This window comes from Demequina soli (assembly GCF_000971195.1).
Taxonomy (GTDB): Bacteria; Actinomycetota; Actinomycetes; order Actinomycetales; family Demequinaceae; genus Demequina; species Demequina soli.
Genome location: NZ_BBLZ01000002.1, coordinates 236,318 through 254,825 on the forward strand (window position 1 = coordinate 236,318; position 18,508 = coordinate 254,825).

The 18,508-nt window shown below is 68.5% G+C and carries 14 protein-coding genes; all 14 read left to right on the forward strand.

Annotated features, from left to right (window positions below):
• The first annotated feature begins 23 nt into the window (after positions 1-23).
• Positions 24-545, forward strand: a complete 522-nt coding sequence (rplJ, locus tag AOM04_RS04520) for a 50S ribosomal protein L10 (RefSeq protein ID WP_062383828.1) — start codon at positions 24-26, stop codon at positions 543-545.
• A gap of 60 nt (positions 546-605) precedes the next feature.
• On the forward strand, positions 606-989 hold the full coding sequence (rplL, locus tag AOM04_RS04525; protein ID WP_062462981.1) for a 50S ribosomal protein L7/L12: 384 nt from the start codon (positions 606-608) through the stop codon (positions 987-989).
• Positions 990-1,137: 148 nt separating this feature from the next.
• Positions 1,138-3,216: an acyltransferase family protein gene (locus tag AOM04_RS04530; protein ID WP_062462984.1), complete on the forward strand. Its 2,079-nt coding sequence runs from the start codon at positions 1,138-1,140 to the stop codon at positions 3,214-3,216.
• 234 nt (positions 3,217-3,450) lie between these two features.
• A complete protein-coding gene (rpoB, locus tag AOM04_RS04535) occupies positions 3,451-6,924 on the forward strand; it encodes a DNA-directed RNA polymerase subunit beta (protein WP_062462987.1) in 3,474 nt (1,157 codons plus the stop codon).
• Positions 6,925-6,999: 75 nt separating this feature from the next.
• Positions 7,000-10,869: a DNA-directed RNA polymerase subunit beta' gene (locus AOM04_RS04540; protein ID WP_062462990.1), complete on the forward strand. Its 3,870-nt coding sequence runs from the start codon at positions 7,000-7,002 to the stop codon at positions 10,867-10,869.
• Between the two features lie 199 nt (positions 10,870-11,068).
• A complete protein-coding gene (gene rpsL, locus AOM04_RS04545) occupies positions 11,069-11,443 on the forward strand; it encodes a 30S ribosomal protein S12 (protein ID WP_042213193.1) in 375 nt (124 codons plus the stop codon).
• Positions 11,443-11,913 carry a 30S ribosomal protein S7 gene (gene rpsG / locus AOM04_RS04550; protein WP_042213191.1) on the forward strand — a complete coding sequence of 157 codons (471 nt, stop codon included), beginning with the start codon at positions 11,443-11,445 and terminating at the stop codon, positions 11,911-11,913. Before rpsL ends, rpsG begins: the two co-directional genes overlap by 1 nt.
• A 44-nt stretch (positions 11,914-11,957) precedes the next feature.
• The gene (gene fusA / locus AOM04_RS04555; protein WP_062462993.1) at positions 11,958-14,072 is read left to right on the forward strand and encodes an elongation factor G; all 2,115 of its coding nucleotides are present in this window, start codon (positions 11,958-11,960) and stop codon (positions 14,070-14,072) included.
• Positions 14,073-14,192: 120 nt separating this feature from the next.
• The gene (gene tuf, locus AOM04_RS04560) at positions 14,193-15,383 is read left to right on the forward strand and encodes an elongation factor Tu (RefSeq protein ID WP_062462996.1); all 1,191 of its coding nucleotides are present in this window, start codon (positions 14,193-14,195) and stop codon (positions 15,381-15,383) included.
• A gap of 299 nt (positions 15,384-15,682) precedes the next feature.
• Positions 15,683-15,991, forward strand: coding sequence for a 30S ribosomal protein S10 (rpsJ, locus tag AOM04_RS04565; RefSeq protein ID WP_042213186.1), 309 nt, complete (start codon positions 15,683-15,685; stop codon positions 15,989-15,991).
• A 28-nt stretch (positions 15,992-16,019) separates the two neighbouring features.
• On the forward strand, positions 16,020-16,682 hold the full coding sequence (gene rplC / locus AOM04_RS04570; protein WP_062462999.1) for a 50S ribosomal protein L3: 663 nt from the start codon (positions 16,020-16,022) through the stop codon (positions 16,680-16,682).
• 5 nt (positions 16,683-16,687) lie between these two features.
• Positions 16,688-17,335: a 50S ribosomal protein L4 gene (gene rplD / locus AOM04_RS04575; RefSeq protein ID WP_062463971.1), complete on the forward strand. Its 648-nt coding sequence runs from the start codon at positions 16,688-16,690 to the stop codon at positions 17,333-17,335.
• 1 nt (position 17,336) lies between these two features.
• Positions 17,337-17,642, forward strand: coding sequence for a 50S ribosomal protein L23 (gene rplW, locus AOM04_RS04580; RefSeq protein WP_062463002.1), 306 nt, complete (start codon positions 17,337-17,339; stop codon positions 17,640-17,642).
• Between the two features lie 18 nt (positions 17,643-17,660).
• Positions 17,661-18,500, forward strand: coding sequence for a 50S ribosomal protein L2 (gene rplB / locus AOM04_RS04585; RefSeq protein ID WP_062463005.1), 840 nt, complete (start codon positions 17,661-17,663; stop codon positions 18,498-18,500).
• The last annotated feature ends 8 nt before the right edge of the window (positions 18,501-18,508 follow it).

The following is an 18,508-nucleotide window of genomic DNA, read 5'->3' on the forward strand; positions in this document are numbered from 1 at the left end:
GGTCATCCGAAGGAAGGACAAACATGGCGACGCCAGACAAGGTGAACGCTGTCGCAGAGCTCGCGGACGACTTCCGCAACTCCGCGGCCGTGCTGATCACCGAGTACCGCGGCCTCTCCGTCCCGCAGCTCGCGAAGCTGCGCGGTGAGATCCGCGGCGCCGCGACCTACAAGGTCGCGAAGAACACTCTGACGGCGCTCGCGGCCAAGGACGCCGGCATCGAGGGTCTTGACGACCTTCTCGTCGGCCCCACGGCCATCGCGTTCGTCACCGGTGACCCGGTGGAGGCCGCGAAGGGTCTCAAGGCTTTTGCCAAGGAGAACGACAAGCTCGTCATCAAGGGCGGCGTTCTCGAGGGCAAGGTGATCTCCGCTGATGAGGTCAAGAAGCTGGCGGACCTCGAGTCCCGCGAGGTTCTGCTCGCCAAGGCTGCAGGCGTCATGAAGGCGTCGCTCTTTGGTGCTGCATACATGTTCCAGGCGCCGCTGGCTCAGGCCGCGCGTGCCGTCGACGCCCTGCGTGCGAAGCAGGAAGACGCAGCCTGATCCAGGCTGCACCCCACTACACACATCTGCTTCACGCAGGCAAGAGAGAAGGAAGTCATCATGGCTAAGCTCACCACCGAGGAGCTCATCGAGCAGTTCAAGGAGCTCTCGCTCATCGAGCTCTCGGAGTTCGTGAAGGCGTTCGAGGAGACCTTCGAGGTCACCGCCGCCGCTCCGGTCGCCGTTGCCGCTGCCGCCCCCGCCGCCGAGGCTGCCGCCGAGGTCGAGGAGAAGGACTCGTTCGACGTCATCCTCGCCGCCGTCGGCGACAAGAAGATCCAGGTCATCAAGGAGGTCCGTGCGCTGACCGGTCTCGGCCTGGGTGAGGCGAAGGCGCTCGTCGACGAGGCCCCGAAGCCCGTCCTCGAGGGCGCGAAGAAGGACGACGCCGAGAAGGCCAAGGCTCAGCTCGAGGCCGCCGGCGCCACCATCGAGCTCAAGTAAGCTCGCTGGGGTTCGCTGAACTCTGAGAACGGGGTCGGGTCCGCAAGGACCCGGCCCCGTTCTGCCGTTCCCGGGGGACGATGCGCGGGCCCGGAACGCCGTCGCCGGCATCGGGGGAGCGACGGTCGCCCGTGTGACAATTATCGGCGTGCAGTCGACCGTCCCCGCGAACGCGCCCGTCCTCGATCCCGCGCCGCCCGCGTCCTCGCCGGCCGCCGCGCCGGACGGCTTCCGCGCCGACATCCAGGCGCTCCGCGCCCTCGCGGTCACCCTCGTGGTGGTGTACCACCTGTGGCCCGCCCGCCTGAGCGGGGGCTACGTCGGCGTCGACGTGTTCTTCGTCATCAGCGGCTATCTCATCACGTCGCACCTGTGGCGCGAGGCCGTCGCGACCGGTCGCATCCGCCTGGGCCGGTTCTGGGCCCGCCGCGCGCGCCGCCTCCTGCCGTCCGCGCTCACCGTCCTCGCGGCCACGGCCGCCGCGACGCTGGCCTTCGCGCCCGAGGCGCTGGCCCCCGGCTTCCTCAAGGAGACGGTCGCCGCGACGCTGTACGGCGAGAACTGGTACCTCGCGTCGCAGGCGGTCGACTACCTGGGGGCCGAGTCCGCGGCGTCGCCCGTGCGCCACTACTGGTCCCTGTCCGTCGAGGAGCAGTTCTACGTGCTCCTCCCCGTCGCGATCGTGGCCGCGCTGTGGGCGGCACGCCGCCTCGGGCTGCCGCGCGGGCGCGTGGTCGCGGGCGTGGTCCTCACGCTCGGCGCGGCGTCCCTCGCGTACGGGATCCAGCTCACCGGGCTGTCGCCCGCGGCCTACTTCTCGACGTTCACGCGCCTGTGGGAGTTCGCGGCGGGAGCGGCGGTCGCGCTGCTCGTGCGCGCGCCGCGGCCGCGCGGCCGGCTCGCGCTCGCCGGCGTCGCGCTCGTGCTCTGGTCGGCCGTCGCGTTCGACGGGACGACCCCGTTCCCTGGCTACCACGCCGCCGTGCCCGTCGTCGGCACCGCGCTCGCGCTGCACGCGGGCGCGGGCACGTTCCTCGCGCGGGTGGGCGGGTGGCGACCCGTCGCCCACGTCGGCCGCACGTCGTACGCCATCTACCTGTGGCACTGGCCGCTCATCGTGCTCGTGCCGCTCGCGCTCGGCACGGACCTCACGGGCGGTCTCGCCGTCGCGATCCTCGCGGCGACGCTGGGCCTCGCGGCCCTCAGCACCGCGCTCATCGAGGACCCGGTCCGCTTCTCGCCGCGCCTGCTCGCCGGGCGTCCGCCGCGCATCGTCGCCGCGTGGTCGGCCGCGGGCATGGCCGTCGTGGTCGCGATCGCGGGCGCGGGGCTGATGTCCGGCGCCCTCGAGGCGCGGCACGAGCGGGCGCAGGCCGCGGCGGTCGCCGCGCGCCTCGACACGTGCGCCGGCGCCGGCGCGCTCGTCGACCCGTCGTGCGCCGACGCCCCGCCCTCGGCGGCCTTCATCCCGGCGGTCGCGGACCTCGCGACCGACGACGAGAACCGGCCCGACTGCTGGTCGGGCCTCGGCGACCCCGAGATGCACCGCTGCGTGATCGGCCCCGCGGAGGGCTACTCGAAGCGGTTCCTCGTGCTGGGCGACTCGCACTCCAGCGCGCTCATCAGCGCCTACGACCTCCTGGGCGAGAGCACCGACTGGCGCTTCGACGTGTCGGGCCACGCCGGCTGCTACGTGACCGACCGCCCGCTGGGCGCGGAGGGGACGTCGTTCCGTGCGGCCTGCGACGCGTGGCGCGGCGAGGCGCTCGCCGCGCTCGACGGCGCCGACGCGTACGACGCGGTCATCGTCACCCGCCGCCAGCGTCACGACCTCACCCCGGCCGAGCAGGCCGAGGAGGCCGACGGGCTCGTGCGCGCGTGGAGCCGCGTGCCGGCGGGCACGCCCGTCCTCGTGATCCCGGACAACCCGCGCCTGCCCGACGCGTTCGTGGCATGCCTCGAGGCGCACGGCCCGGCCGGCGCCGCCGCGTGCGGCTCCCCGCGCGCCGAGGTGCTCCCGCCCGACCAGCTGCGCGACGCGGCCCGTCGCACGCCCGACGCGCGCATCGTCGACCTCACCGACCTCTACTGCGACGACGTCACGTGCCCCGCGGTCATCGGCGGCGTCACGGTGTACCGCGCGGACGGCCAGCACCTCACGGCGAGCTACGCACGCACGCTCGCGCCCATGCTGCGCGAGCGGATCGGGGCCGCCCTCGCGGGATGACGCCGGGGCAGAGCGTTGCATCTCGGGCACACGCGGCGTGTCGGCTGGCGCGCGACGCGCCGGGCTGGACAATCCGCGCGGGGCGCGGTAGTCTGACGACTTGCGCTGTCTATCGCCCTGCCCTCAAATGCCTACCTGGCGTGCGTCCGCTTGTAGCGGGTTTCGCCCCAGGATCCGGTGGAGCCGCGGCTAGGCATCGTGGTCACGCACGATCATAAAGGGAAGGAACACCCCTTGGCTGCCTCGCGCACCGATTCCGCCATCTCCAACCGATCCGCATCGCGTCGTATCTCCTTCGCCCAGATCCAGGACCCCATCGAGGTCCCGAACCTCATCGGTCTCCAGACCGAGAGCTTCGACTGGCTGCTGGGCAACCAGGCCTGGCAGGCCCGCGTCGCCTCCGCGAAGGAGAACGGCCGCAACGACGTCCCGGAGGTGGCAGGCCTCCAGGAGATCTTCGAGGAGATCTCGCCGATCGAGGACTTCGGACAGACCATGTCCCTGTCCTTCTCGGACCCCTACTTCGAGGAGCCGCGCTACACCCCGGAGGAGTGCAAGGAGAAGGACTTCACCTACTCCGCGCAGCTGTTCGTGACCGCGGAGTTCATGAACAACACCACCGGTGAGATCAAGTCCCAGACGGTCTTCATGGGCGACTTCCCGCTCATGTCGAGCCAGGGCACCTTCATCGTCAACGGCACCGAGCGCGTCGTCGTGTCGCAGCTCGTCCGTTCCCCGGGCGTGTACTTCGAGCGCACCCCCGACAAGACCTCGGACAAGGACATCTTCACCGCGAAGGTGATCCCGTCGCGCGGCGCCTGGCTCGAGTTCGAGATCGACAAGCGCGACGCCGTCGGCGTCCGCGTCGACCGCAAGCGCAAGCAGCCCGTCACGCTCTTCCTCAAGGCGCTCGGCATGACCGACGACCAGATCGCGGAGGAGTTCGCGCAGTTCCCGGCCGTCCTCGAGACCCTCGCCAAGGACACCGTCCACGGCCACGAGGAGGCGCTCGTCGACCTCTACCGCAAGCTGCGTCCGGGCGAGCCGCCGACCGTCGAGGCGGGCCAGAACCTGCTCGACAACTTCTACTTCAACTCCAAGCGCTACGACCTCGCCAAGGTGGGCCGCTTCAAGCTCAACAAGAAGCTCGGCCTCGCGAAGGAGCTCGGCGACTCGGTGCTGGGTCTCGACGACATCGTCGCGACCATCAAGTACATCGCCGCCGCGCACGCCGGCATCGCGACGCTCGACGGCGCCGCGGGCGACGTCCGCGTCGAGACCGACGACATCGACCACTTCGGCAACCGTCGCATCCGTGCGGTGGGCGAGCTGATCCAGAACCAGATCCGCACGGGCCTGTCGCGCATGGAGCGCGTGGTGCGCGAGCGCATGACCACGCAGGACGTCGAGGCGATCACGCCGCAGACGCTCATCAACACGCGTCCGGTCGTCGCCGCGATCCGCGAGTTCTTCGGCACCTCGCAGCTGTCGCAGTTCATGGACCAGAACAACCCGCTCGCGGGCCTCACCCACAAGCGTCGCCTGTCGGCGCTCGGCCCCGGTGGTCTGTCCCGTGACCGCGCGGGCATGGAGGTCCGTGACGTCCACCCGTCGCACTACGGCCGCATGTGCCCGATCGAGACCCCTGAGGGTCCGAACATCGGCCTCATCGGCTCGCTCGCGTCGTTCGGCCGCATCAACCCGCTCGGCTTCGTCGAGACCCCGTACCGCAAGGTCGTCAAGGGTGTCGTCACCGAGCAGATCGACTACCTGACCGCGGACGACGAGGACCACTACGTCATCGCGCAGGCGAACGCCGGCATCGCGGCGGACGGCGCCCTGACCGACGAGCGCGTGCTCGTGCGCGGCCGCGGCGGCGAGGTCGAGTTCGTCGCCCGCGAGGCGGTCGACTACATGGACGTCTCGCCCCGCCAGATGGTGTCGGTGGGCACGGCCCTCATCCCGTTCCTCGAGCACGACGACGCGAACCGCGCGCTCATGGGCGCCAACATGCAGCGTCAGGCGGTCCCGCTGGTCCGCTCCGAGGCGCCGCTCGTCGGCACCGGCATGGAGCGCCGCGCGGCCATCGACGCCGGCGACGTCATCATCGCGAACAAGGACGGCGTGGTCACCGAGGTGAGCTCGGACCTCGTCACCGTCGCGAACGACGACGGCACCACCGGCTCGTACCGCATCGCGAAGTTCCAGCGCTCGAACCAGGGCACCTCCTACAACCAGCGCGTCGTGGTGGACGAGGGCGACCGCGTGGTCGTCGGCTCGGTCATCGCGGACGGTCCCGCCACGGACCAGGGCGACCTGGCCCTCGGCAAGAACCTCCTCGTCGCGTTCATGTGCTGGGAGGGCCACAACTACGAGGACGCGATCATCCTGTCGCAGCGCCTCGTGCAGGACGACGTCCTCAGCTCGATCCACATCGAGGAGCACGAGGTCGACGCCCGCGACACGAAGCTCGGCCCCGAGGAGATCACCCGCGACATCCCGAACGCCTCGGAGGAGGCGCTCGCCGACCTCGACGAGCGCGGCATCATCCGCATCGGCGCCGAGGTGCGTGCGGGCGACATCCTCGTCGGCAAGGTCACCCCGAAGGGCGAGACCGAGCTGACCCCGGAGGAGCGCCTCCTGCGCGCGATCTTCGGCGAGAAGGCCCGCGAGGTGCGCGACACGTCCCTCAAGGTCCCCCACGGCGAGTCCGGCACCGTCATCGGCGTCCGCGTGTTCACCGAGGAGGACGGCGACGACCTGCCGGCCGGCGTCAACCAGCTGGTGCGCGTCTACATCGCGCAGCGCCGCAAGATCCAGGAGGGCGACAAGCTCGCCGGCCGCCACGGCAACAAGGGCGTCATCTCGACGATCCTGCCGGTCGAGGACATGCCGTTCCTCGAGGACGGCACGCCGGTCGACGTCATCCTCAACCCGCTCGGTGTCCCCGGCCGCATGAACGTCGGCCAGGTCCTCGAGACCCACACGGGCTGGATCGCGAAGCACGGCTGGGACGCCACGAACGCCGAGGGCGAGTGGACCAAGAACCTGCCCGCGGGCGCCGTGACGTCGGAGCCGGGCACCCCGGTCGCGACGCCGGTGTTCGACGGCCTGCGCGAGGACGTCCTCGGCGGCCTCCGCACGGTGGTCAACCCCAACCGTGACGGCGTGCGCCTGGTCAACCCCGACGGCAAGGCTCGCCTCTACGACGGCCGCTCCGGCGAGCCGTTCCCGGAGCCGATCGCGGTGGGCTACAAGTACATCCTCAAGCTCCACCACCTGGTCGACGACAAGATCCACGCGCGCTCGACCGGCCCGTACTCGATGATCACGCAGCAGCCGCTGGGCGGTAAGGCCCAGTTCGGTGGCCAGCGCTTCGGCGAGATGGAGGTGTGGGCCCTCGAGGCGTACGGCGCGGCCTACGCGCTCCAGGAGCTCCTCACCATCAAGTCGGACGACGTCACCGGCCGCGTGAAGGTGTACGAGGCGATCGTCAAGGGACAGAACATCCCCGAGCCGGGTCTGCCCGAGTCGTTCCGCGTCCTCATGAAGGAGATGCAGTCGCTCTGCCTGAACGTCGAGGTCCTCAACCACGAGGGTCACGTCATCGAGATGCGCGAGACCGACGACGATGCCTACCAGGCCGCCGAGTCGCTGGGCATCTCCCTGTCCAGCCGCCCCGATGCCTCGAGCGTCGACGAGATCTGACGAGCTAGTCGCTCTCACTCCATACAGAAGAAGTTTTCGGTGCCGGCGTCCCGCCGGCAGTAAGGAAGTAGAACCTTGCTCGACGTGAACGAGTTCGGCGATCTGCGCATCGGCCTTGCGACCGCGGAGGACATCCGCACGTGGTCGCACGGAGAGGTGAAGAAGCCCGAGACGATCAACTACCGCACGCTCAAGCCGGAGAAGGACGGCCTGTTCTGCGAGAAGATCTTCGGCCCCACCCGTGACTGGGAGTGCGGCTGCGGCAAGTACAAGCGCGTCCGCTACCGCGGCATCGTGTGCGAGCGCTGCGGCGTCGAGGTGACCCGCTCGAAGGTCCGCCGTGAGCGGATGGGCCACATCGAGCTCGCCGCCCCGGTGACGCACATCTGGTACTTCAAGGGCGTCCCGTCGCGCCTCGGCTACCTGCTCGACCTCGCCCCGAAGGACCTGGAGAAGGTCATCTACTTCGCGGCGTACATGGTCACCGAGGTGGACGAGGACGGCCGTCACGAGGACCTCCCGCAGCTCCGCAACGAGCTGGAGAAGGAGAAGAAGGTCCTCGCGAACGACCGCGACGTCCAGATCAACGCCCGCGCCGAGAAGCTCGAGAAGGACCTCGCCGAGCTCGAGGCCGAGGGTGCCAAGGCCGACGTGAAGCGCAAGGTCAAGGACGGCGCGGAGCGCGAGATGGCGAACGTGCGCAAGCGCGCCGACGCCGAGATCGAGCGCCTCGACGCGATCTTCGACCGCTTCGCCTCCCTCAAGGTCCAGGACCTCGAGGGCGACGAGATGCTCTACCGCGAGATGTCGCGCCGCTACGGCTCGTACTTCAAGGGCTCGATGGGTGCGGAGGCGATCCAGAAGCGCCTCCAGACCTTCGACCTCGAGGCCGAGGCGGAGCACCTGCGCGAGGTCATCGCGACCGGCAAGGGCCAGCGCAAGACCCGCGCCCTCAAGCGCCTCAAGGTGGTCAACGCGTTCCTCACGACCACCAACTCGCCCGAGGGCATGGTGCTCGACTGCGTGCCGGTCATCCCGCCGGACCTGCGTCCGATGGTGCAGCTGGACGGTGGCCGCTTCGCGACCTCCGACCTCAACGACCTGTACCGCCGCGTGATCAACCGCAACAACCGCCTCAAGCGTCTGCTCGACCTCGGCGCGCCCGAGATCATCGTGAACAACGAGAAGCGCATGCTGCAGGAGGCCGTGGACTCGCTGTTCGACAACGGCCGTCGCGGCCGCCCCGTCACGGGCCCCGGCAACCGCCCCCTCAAGTCCATCTCGGACATGCTCAAGGGCAAGCAGGGCCGCTTCCGTCAGAACCTGCTCGGCAAGCGCGTCGACTACTCGGGCCGTTCGGTCATCGTGGTCGGCCCGACCCTCAAGCTGCACCAGTGCGGCCTGCCGAAGCAGATGGCGCTCGAGCTGTTCAAGCCGTTCGTCATGAAGCGCCTCGTCGAGCTCAACCACGCGCAGAACATCAAGTCCGCGAAGCGCATGGTCGAGCGCAGCCGTTCCGAGGTGTGGGACGTGCTCGAGGAGGTCATCCGCGAGCACCCCGTGCTGCTGAACCGTGCGCCCACGCTGCACCGTCTGGGCATCCAGGCGTTCGAGCCCCAGCTGGTGGAGGGCAAGGCCATCCACCTGCACCCGCTCGTCTGCGGCGCGTTCAACGCCGACTTCGACGGTGACCAGATGGCCGTGCACCTGCCCCTGTCGGCGGAGGCGCAGGCCGAGGCCCGCGTGCTGATGCTCTCGAGCAACAACATCCTCAAGCCGTCCGACGGCCGCCCGGTGACCATGCCCTCGCAGGACATGATCATCGGCCTCTACCACCTCTCGCTCCTCAAGGAGGACGAGACGGGTGAGGGCCGCGTCTTCGGCACGCAGTCCGAGGCGCTCATGGCGCTCGACGCGGGCGCGATCTCGCTCAACGCGGAGATCACGCTGCGCGTCGACGGCGACACCGTCCCGCCGGTCGACTTCGAGATGCCCGAGGGCCACGTCGAGGGCGAGCCGTTCATGCTCACCACGACGCTCGGTCGCTCGCTGTTCAACGACCTCCTGCCGGTGACGTACCCGTACGTCAACCGCAACGTCGACAAGAAGGTCCTCGGCGACATCGTCAACACGCTCGCCGAGCGCTACCCGAAGGTCGAGGTGGCCGCCTCGCTCGACGCCCTCAAGGCGGCGGGCTTCCACTGGGCCACCCGCTCGGGCGTGACCATCGCCATCGGCGATGTCGCGACCCCCGCGAACAAGCAGGAGATCCTCGAGCGCTACGAGGCGATGGCCGCCAAGGTGCAGGACCAGTTCGACACCGGTCTCATCACCGACGACGAGCGCCGTCAGGAGCTCATCGAGATCTGGACCCAGGCGACCAACGAGGTCGACAAGTCCATGCGCGAGTCGTTCCCGAAGCACAACACCGTCCACACGATGGTCGGCTCGGGTGCGCGAGGCAACTGGATGCAGGTCCGTCAGATCGCCGGTATGCGCGGCCTCGTGGCGAACCCGAAGGGTGAGATCATCCCGCGTCCGATCAAGTCGAACTACCGCGAGGGCCTGTCCGTCCTCGAGTACTTCATCGCGACCCACGGCGCCCGCAAGGGCCTCGCGGACACCGCGCTGCGTACCGCGGACTCCGGCTACCTCACGCGTCGACTGGTCGACGTGTCGCAGGACGTCATCGTGCGCGAGGACGACTGCGGCACCGAGCGCGGCCTGTCCATGCCGATCGCCCAGACCCTCGCCTCCGGCGAGCGCGTCAAGGACGACCGCGTGGAGACCTCCGTGTTCGCCCGCACCCTGGCCACCGACGTCGAGCTCGACGGCGAGGTCATCGCCACCGCGGGCTCCGACGTGGGCGACGTCCTCATCGACACGCTCATCGAGGCCGGCGTGGACACGGTCAAGGTCCGCTCGGTCCTGACCTGCGAGTCCGCCGTCGGCACGTGCGCGCGCTGCTACGGCCGCTCGCTCGCGACCCGCGAGCTCGTCGACATCGGCGAGGCGGTCGGCATCATCGCCGCCCAGTCGATCGGTGAGCCCGGCACCCAGCTGACGATGCGTACGTTCCACACCGGTGGTGTGGCCTCCGCGGACGACATCACGCAGGGTCTGCCGCGTGTCCAGGAGCTCTTCGAGGCCCGCACCCCCAAGGGTGAGGCCCCGATCTCCGAGGTCACCGGCTCGCTCAAGGTCGACGACTCCGAGGCGACCCGTCGCCTCGTGGTCACCCCCGACAACGGCGACGAGCCCGTCGAGTACCCGGTCACCAAGCGTGCCCGCCTCCTGGTCCAGGACGGCGAGCACGTCGAGGTGGGCCAGCAGCTCGTCGCGGGCGCCGTCGACCCCAAGAACGTGCTCCGCATCCTCGGTCCCCGCGCCACCCAGAAGCACCTGGTGGACGAGGTCCAGAACGTCTACCGCTCGCAGGGTGTGGAGATCCACGACAAGCACATCGAGGTCATCGTGCGGCAGATGCTGCGTCGCGTGACCGTGCTGGACTCCGGTGAGACGAACCTGCTTCCGGGCGAGCTCGTCGAGCGCAGCCGGTTCGAGCAGGCCAACCGTGAGACCGTGACCGCCGGCGGCAAGCCCGCCTCCGCGCGTCCCGAGCTCATGGGCATCACCAAGGCCTCGCTCGCGACCGAGTCCTGGCTGTCGGCGGCCTCCTTCCAGGAGACCACGCGCGTCCTCACCGAGGCCGCGATGTCCGGGAAGTCGGACCCGCTGATCGGCCTCAAGGAGAACGTCATCCTCGGAAAGCTCATCCCCGCCGGCACTGGCCTCGCCCAGTACCGCACGGCGACGGTCGAGCCGACCGAGGAGGCCAAGGCCAACCTGTTCCCGACCTTCGGTTACGAGGAGTGGGACGGCCAGTTCTTCGGCGAGGGCACCGGCGAGGCCGTGCCGCTCGAGGAGTTCGACATCCGAGACTGACACGACGGGGCCGGGCGGCTGTTATGCCGCTTTTGACGGCGGCGCGGAGCGCAGGTATCTTAGATGCTTGTGCCCGCGTCGCCGGGCCCCCGAGTCGCGCCCTTGGCGCGATACCCGATGGAACGACACGCCCGGGCGCGGGGGTCGGGCCGACACGAATAAAACGTTCCCGCAGAACCCACAGAGACACGGAGAAGTAGTGCCTACGATTCAGCAGCTGGTCAGGAAGGGTCGCCACCCCAAGGCCTCGAAGACCAAGACCCCGGCTCTTCAGTCGAGCCCCCAGCGTCGCGGCGTGTGCACGCGCGTCTACACGACCACCCCCAAGAAGCCGAACTCGGCGCTCCGCAAGGTGGCCCGTGTCCGTCTCTCGACCGGCATCGAGGTCACCGCGTACATCCCGGGTGAGGGCCACAACCTCCAGGAGCACTCGATCGTGCTCGTCCGCGGTGGTCGTGTGAAGGACCTCCCCGGTGTCCGCTACAAGATCGTCCGTGGCTCGCTCGACACCCAGGGCGTCAAGAACCGCAAGCAGGCTCGCAGCCGCTACGGCGCGAAGATGGAGAAGAAGTAATGCCTCGCAAGGGACCGGCCCCCAAGCGGCCGATCATCAACGACCCCGTCTACGGCGCGCCGGTCGTCACGCAGCTCATCAACAAGGTCCTCCTCGACGGCAAGAAGTCGACGGCCGAGGCCATCGTGTACGGCGCCCTCGAGGGTGTCCGTGAGAAGTCGGGTCAGGACCCCGTCGTCGTGCTCAAGCGCGCGCTCGACAACATCCGCCCGGCCCTCGAGGTCCGCAGCCGCCGCGTCGGTGGCGCGACCTACCAGGTCCCCGTCGACGTGCGCCCCGTGCGTCAGACCACGCTCGGCCTGCGCTGGCTGGTCGACTTCTCGCGCCAGCGTCGCGAGAAGACCATGACCGAGCGCCTCATGAACGAGATCCTCGACGCCTCCAACGGCCTCGGCGCCGCTGTGAAGCGCCGCGAGGACATGCACAAGATGGCCGAGTCGAACAAGGCGTTCGCGCACTACCGCTGGTAGTCCGCAGCCCCGTTCGTTCGCACTAGAACCGAGGAGAACCACTCGTGGCACAGGACGTGCTGACGGACCTCACGAAGGTCCGCAACTTCGGCATCATGGCCCACATCGATGCCGGCAAGACGACGACGACCGAGCGAATCCTGTTCTACACGGGTATCACCTACAAGATCGGCGAGGTGCACGACGGCGCCGCGACGATGGACTGGATGGCCCAGGAGCAGGAGCGTGGCATCACGATCACGTCGGCTGCGACGACGTGCTTCTGGAACAACATCCAGCTGAACATCATCGACACGCCCGGCCACGTGGACTTCACGGTCGAGGTGGAGCGCAACCTCCGCGTGCTCGACGGTGCGGTCGCCGTGTTCGACGGCAAGGAGGGCGTCGAGCCCCAGTCCGAGACCGTCTGGCGCCAGGCCGACAAGTACAACGTCCCCCGCATCTGCTTCGTCAACAAGATGGACAAGATCGGCGCGGACTTCTACTTCACGGTCGACACCATCAAGAGCCGCCTCGGCGCGCGCCCGCTCGTCATCCAGCTCCCGATCGGTGCGGAGTCCGACTTCCTCGGTGTGGTCGACCTCGTCCAGATGAAGGCCCTCGTGTGGCCCGGCGACGCCAAGGGTGACGTGACCCTGGGCGCCCAGTACGAGACCCAGGACATCCCCGCGGACCTCGTCGAGAAGGCGGAGGAGTACCGCGCCGAGCTCGTCGAGACCGTCGCGGAGACCGACGAGGCGCTTCTCGAGAAGTACCTCGGCGGCGAGGAGCTCACGGTCGCCGAGATCAAGGGCGCCATCCGCAAGATGGTGATCAACTCGGAGATCTACCCGGTCCTGTGCGGCTCGGCGTTCAAGAACCGCGGCGTGCAGCCGATGCTGGACGCGGTCGTCGACTACCTTCCGTCGCCGCTCGACATGCCGGCGATCGAGGGCCACGACGTCCACGACGAGGAGAAGGTCATCGAGCGTCACGCCGACGCCGACGAGCCCTTCTCGGCCCTCGCGTTCAAGATCATGACGCACCCCTTCTTCGGCCGTCTCACCTACATCCGGGTCTACTCCGGCAAGGTCGACTCCGGCGCCCAGGTCATCAACGCGACCAAGGGCAAGAAGGAGCGCATCGGCAAGATCTTCCAGATGCACGCCAACAAGGAGAACCCGGTCGACTCCGTCACCGCGGGCCACATCTACGCCGTCATCGGCCTCAAGGACACCACCACCGGTGACACCCTGAGCGACCCGAGCGCGCAGGTGGTCCTCGAGTCGATGACCTTCCCCGAGCCCGTCATCCACGTCGCGGTCGAGCCCAAGACCAAGGGCGACCAGGAGAAGATGTCGGTCGCGATCCAGAAGCTCGCGGAGGAGGACCCCACCTTCCGCGTCAAGCTGGACGAGGACACCGGCCAGACCGTCATCTCCGGCATGGGCGAGCTTCACCTCGACATCATCGTCGACCGCATGAAGCGCGAGTTCAAGGTCGACGCCAACGTCGGCAAGCCGCAGGTCGCGTACCGCGAGACCATCCGCGGCACCGTCGAGAAGCACGACTACACCCACAAGAAGCAGACGGGTGGCTCGGGCCAGTTCGCCAAGGTGCAGATCTCGATCGCGCCGCTCGAGGCCGACTCCGAGGTCATGTACGAGTTCGACAACGCCGTGACCGGTGGTCGCGTGCCGCGCGAGTACATCCCGTCGGTCGACGCCGGTATCCAGGACGCCATGAACGTCGGCATCCTCGCCGGCTACCCGATGGTCGGCGTGAAGGCCACCCTGCTCGATGGCGCCTACCACGACGTCGACTCGTCCGAGATGGCGTTCAAGATCGCCGGCTCGATGGCCTTCAAGGAGGCCGCGCGCAAGGCCAACCCGGTGCTCCTCGAGCCCGTGATGGCCGTCGAGGTCCGTACGCCCGAGGACTACATGGGCGACGTGATCGGCGACCTCAACTCCCGCCGTGGCCAGATCCGTCAGATGTCCGACGCCGCCGGCGTCAAGGTCATCGACTCCCTGGTCCCGCTGTCGGAGATGTTCGGCTACGTCGGCGACCTGCGTTCCAAGACGCAGGGTCGCGCGGTGTACTCGATGACCTTCGACAGCTACGCCGAGGTTCCTCGCAACGTTGCCGAGGAGATCATCGCTAAGACCCGGGGCGAGTAGTCCCACCGGTTGAAGTAGGAAACAATACGACCAGTAGGGATTTGCCCCGCGCGATGGCAGCGGCCATCGGCAGTCGGATCCTCTACCCGAGTCTCACAACCCAATCAGGAGGAAGCCACCATGGCTAAGGCCAAGTTCGAGCGGACCAAGCCGCACGTCAACGTCGGCACCATCGGTCACGTCGACCACGGTAAGACCACGCTCACCGCCGCCATCTCGAAGGTCCTGCACGACAAGTACCCGGACCTCAACCCCTTCACGCCGTTCGAGGACATCGACAAGGCGCCGGAGGAGCGCGAGCGCGGTATCACGATCAACATCGCGCACATCGAGTACCAGACCGAGAAGCGCCACTACGCGCACGTCGACGCCCCTGGTCACGCCGACTACATCAAGAACATGATCACCGGTGCGGCCCAGATGGACGGCGCGATCCTCGTGGTCGCGGCGACCGACGGCCCGATGGCCCAGACGCGTGAGCACGTGCTGCTCGCCAAGCAGGTCGGCGTGCCGTACCTGCTCGTGGCCCTCAACAAGTCCGACATGGTCGACGACGAGGAGATCCTCGAGCTCGTCGAGGTCGAGGTGCGCGAGCTCCTCTCCTCGCAGGGCTTCGACGGCGACAACGCGCCGGTCATCCGCGTCTCCGCGCTCAAGGCCCTCGAGGGCGACCCGCAGTGGGTCTCCTCGGTCGAGGCGCTCATGGACGCCGTGGACGAGAACGTCCCCGAGCCCGAGCGTGACATGGACAAGCCGTTCCTCATGCCCATCGAGGACGTCTTCACCATCACCGGTCGCGGCACCGTCGTCACCGGCAAGGTCGAGCGCGGCAAGCTCAAGATCAACTCGGAGGTCGAGATCCTCGGCATCCGCCAGCCGCAGAAGACCACCGTCACCGGCATCGAGATGTTCCACAAGCAGATGGACGAGGCGTGGGCCGGCGAGAACTGCGGTCTGCTGCTCCGCGGCACCAAGCGTGAGGACGTCGAGCGCGGCCAGGTCGTGGTCGCCCCCGGCACCACCACGCCGCACACCCAGTTCGAGGGCCGTGTGTACATCCTGGACAAGTCCGAGGGTGGCCGCCACAACCCCTTCTACACGAACTACCGCCCGCAGTTCTACATCCGCACCACGGATGTGACCGGCGTCATCTCGCTGCCCGAGGGCACCGAGATGGTCATGCCGGGCGACACCACCGAGATGACGGTCGAGCTCATCCAGCCGATCGCCCTCGAGGAGGGTCAGGGCTTCGCGATCCGCGAGGGTGGCCGTACCGTCGGTTCCGGCACCGTCACCAAGATCATCAAGTAAACACCCGTACTTGCTGAACACGAGGGCCCTCGGCTTCGGCCGGGGGCCCTCGTCGCTTGCCGCGGGACGATGCGGCGACCACCGCATCGTCCCGTAGCAGGGGAGTGCCGGGTTCCGTTTGCGCGCCACGCGCGAATCTGGCACAATATTCAGGTTGCCTATCGCGGGCAGCCACACCTTCACCCGAGGCCCGGCAGAGATGTCACAGGCGCGCGTGTGTCCCACATAAGCGACACGCCCGAGCGCGGGGGTCGGGGTGATGACCATAGTTGTATCGAGAGATAAGGCAGAACCACGCCATGGCGGGACAGAAGATCCGCATTCGGCTGAAGAGCTATGACCACGAGGTCATCGACTCGTCGGCCCGGAAGATCGTCGAGACGGTCACGCGCGCAGGTGCCTCGGTCGTGGGCCCCGTGCCGCTGCCGACCGAGAAGAACGTGTTCTGTGTGATCCGTTCGCCCCACAAGTACAAGGACTCCCGCGAGCACTTCGAGATGCGCACCCACAAGCGCCTCATCGACATCGTGGACCCGACGCCGAAGGCCGTCGACTCGCTCATGCGTCTCGACCTGCCCGCGGACGTCAACATCGAGATCAAGCTCTAAGAGCTTCTACAGAAGGACTACCACCGACATGACTACGACTTCCAATGCCCAGCGCGCGGTCTCCGCGCTGCTCGGTACGAAGCTGGGCATGACGCAGGTGTGGGACGCCGAGGGTCGCATCGTGCCCGTCACGGTGATCCAGGTCGACACCAACGTCATCACCCAGGTGCGGAACGCAGAGCGCGACGGCTACGAGGCCGTGCAGCTCGCCTTCGGCTCCGTCGACCCGCGCCGCGTCACCAACCCGCTCAAGGGCCACTTCGAGGCCGCCGGCGTCACGCCGCGCCGCCACGTCGCCGAGGTCCGCACCGCGAACGCGTCCGAGTACGCGCTCGGCCAGGAGATCACCGCCGAGGTGTTCGAGGCCGGCCAGCTCGTCGACGTCACGGGCACCACCAAGGGCAAGGGCACCGCCGGTGTCATGAAGCGTCACGGCTTCTCCGGCGTGGGCGCCTCGCACGGTGCGCACCGCAACCACCGCAAGCCGGGCTCCATCGGCGGCGCCTCCACGCCCTCGCGCGTGTTCAAGGGCATCAAGATGGCCGGCCGCATGGGCAACGCCCGCAAGACCGTCCAGAACCTCCGCATCCACTCGGTGGACGTCGAGAAGGGCCTCGTGCTCGTCAAGGGCGCGGTTCCCGGCAACAAGGGCGGCATCGTTCTCGTCCGCTCCGCTGTGAAGGGCGCGTGATCTCCATGGCTACCAAGCTGAACGTCGAGCTTCCCGCCGACATCTTCGACGTTGACACCAACGTCCCCCTCATCCACCAGGTCGTCGTGGCGCAGCTCGCCGCTGCGCGTCAGGGCACCCACGCCACCAAGACCCGCGGCGACGTCCGCGGTGGTGGCCGCAAGCCCTACAAGCAGAAGGGCACCGGCCGCGCCCGTCAGGGCTCGACCCGCGCCCCGCAGTTCGCCGGCGGTGGCACGGTCCACGGCCCGCAGCCGCGCGACTACTCGCAGCGCACCCCCAAGAAGATGAAGGCCGCCGCGCTCCGTGGCGCCCTCTCCGACCGCGCCCGCGCCGGCCGCGTGCACGTGGTCGAGGGCTTCGTCTCGGGCGACGCGCCGTCGACCAAGGCCGCCCTCGAGGCGCTCCACGCGATCACCGCGGGCCGCAACGCCCTCGTGGTCATCGAGCGCACGGACGAGCTCACGCTGCTCTCGCTGCGCAACGCGGCCGAGGTCCACATCCTCGCGGTCGACCAGCTCAACACCTACGACGTGCTCGTGAACGACGACACGGTCTTCACCCAGGGCGCGTTCGACGCGTTCGTCGCGGGCCCCGTCACGGGCAAGTCCGCGAAGGCCGTCGCGTCGGAGTCCGAGGCGGAGGAGAACTAACGTGACCGCTCTGAACAAGGACCCGCGCGACATCATCGTCCGCCCGATCGTCTCCGAGAAGACGTACGGCCTCATGGACGAGGGCAAGTACACCTTCGAGGTGGACCCCCGCTCGAACAAGACCGAGATCAAGATCGCCGTCGAGCAGATCTTCGGTGTCAAGGTCGCGTCCGTGAACACCATCAACCGCAAGGGCAAGGCGCGCCGCACGCGTTTCGGCCTCGGCAAGCGCAAGGACGTCAAGCGCGCGATCGTCACCATCGCCGGCGACGCGGGCATCGACATCTTCACCGGCCAGGCCGGCTAGAAGGACAGGTAAGCACTCATGGCTATTCGTAAGTACAAGCCGACGACGCCGGGCCGCCGCGGCTCGTCCGTCGCCGACTTCGTCGAGGTCACCCGCTCGACGCCCGAGAAGTCGCTGGTCCGCCCCCTGCACAAGAAGGGCGGCCGCAACAACACCGGTCGCATCACCACCCGTCACCAGGGTGGCGGTCACAAGCGCGCCTACCGCGTGATCGACTTCCGTCGTCACGACAAGGACGGCGTCCCCGCGACCGTCGCGCACATCGAGTACGACCCCAACCGCACGGCGCGCATCGCCCTCCTGCACTACGCGGACGGCGAGAAGCGCTACATCATCGCCCCCGAGAAGCTCGGCCAGGGCGACCGCGTGGAGGCCGGCACGGGCGCTGACATCAAGCCCGGCAACAACCTCCCGCTGCGCAACATCCCGGTCGGTACCGTGATCCACGCAATCGAGCTCAAGCCGGGCGGCGGCGCCAAGATCGCCCGTTCGGCCGGTGCCTCGGTCCAGCTCGTGGCGAAGGACGGCCCGTACGCGCAGCTGCGCATGCCGTCCGGCGAGATCCGCAACGTCGACGCGCGCTGCCGCGCGACGATCGGCGAGGTGGGCAACGCCGAGCAGTCCAACATCAACTGGGGCAAGGCCGGCCGCATGCGCTGGAAGGGCAAGCGCCCGACCGTCCGCGGTGTCGTCATGAACCCGGTCGACCACCCGCACGGTGGTGGTGAGGGCAAGACGTCCGGTGGTCGCCACCCCGTCTCGCCGTGGGGCAAGCCCGAGGGCCGCACCCGCAAGCCCAACAAGGAAAGCGACAAGCTCATCGTGCGTCGCCGCAAGTCCGGCAAGAACAAGCGATAAGGGAGCCT

Coding starts and splice junctions, on each gene's coding strand:
- rpsG (WP_042213191.1), top strand. CDS start 11,443: ATGCCTCGCAAGGGACCGGCCCCCAAGCGGCCGATCATCAACGACCCC.
- rplB (WP_062463005.1), top strand. CDS start 17,661: ATGGCTATTCGTAAGTACAAGCCGACGACGCCGGGCCGCCGCGGCTCG.
- rplC (WP_062462999.1), top strand. CDS start 16,020: ATGACTACGACTTCCAATGCCCAGCGCGCGGTCTCCGCGCTGCTCGGT.
- tuf (WP_062462996.1), top strand. CDS start 14,193: ATGGCTAAGGCCAAGTTCGAGCGGACCAAGCCGCACGTCAACGTCGGC.
- rpsJ (WP_042213186.1), top strand. CDS start 15,683: ATGGCGGGACAGAAGATCCGCATTCGGCTGAAGAGCTATGACCACGAG.
- rplL (WP_062462981.1), top strand. CDS start 606: ATGGCTAAGCTCACCACCGAGGAGCTCATCGAGCAGTTCAAGGAGCTC.
- rplJ (WP_062383828.1), top strand. CDS start 24: ATGGCGACGCCAGACAAGGTGAACGCTGTCGCAGAGCTCGCGGACGAC.
- rplD (WP_062463971.1), top strand. CDS start 16,688: ATGGCTACCAAGCTGAACGTCGAGCTTCCCGCCGACATCTTCGACGTT.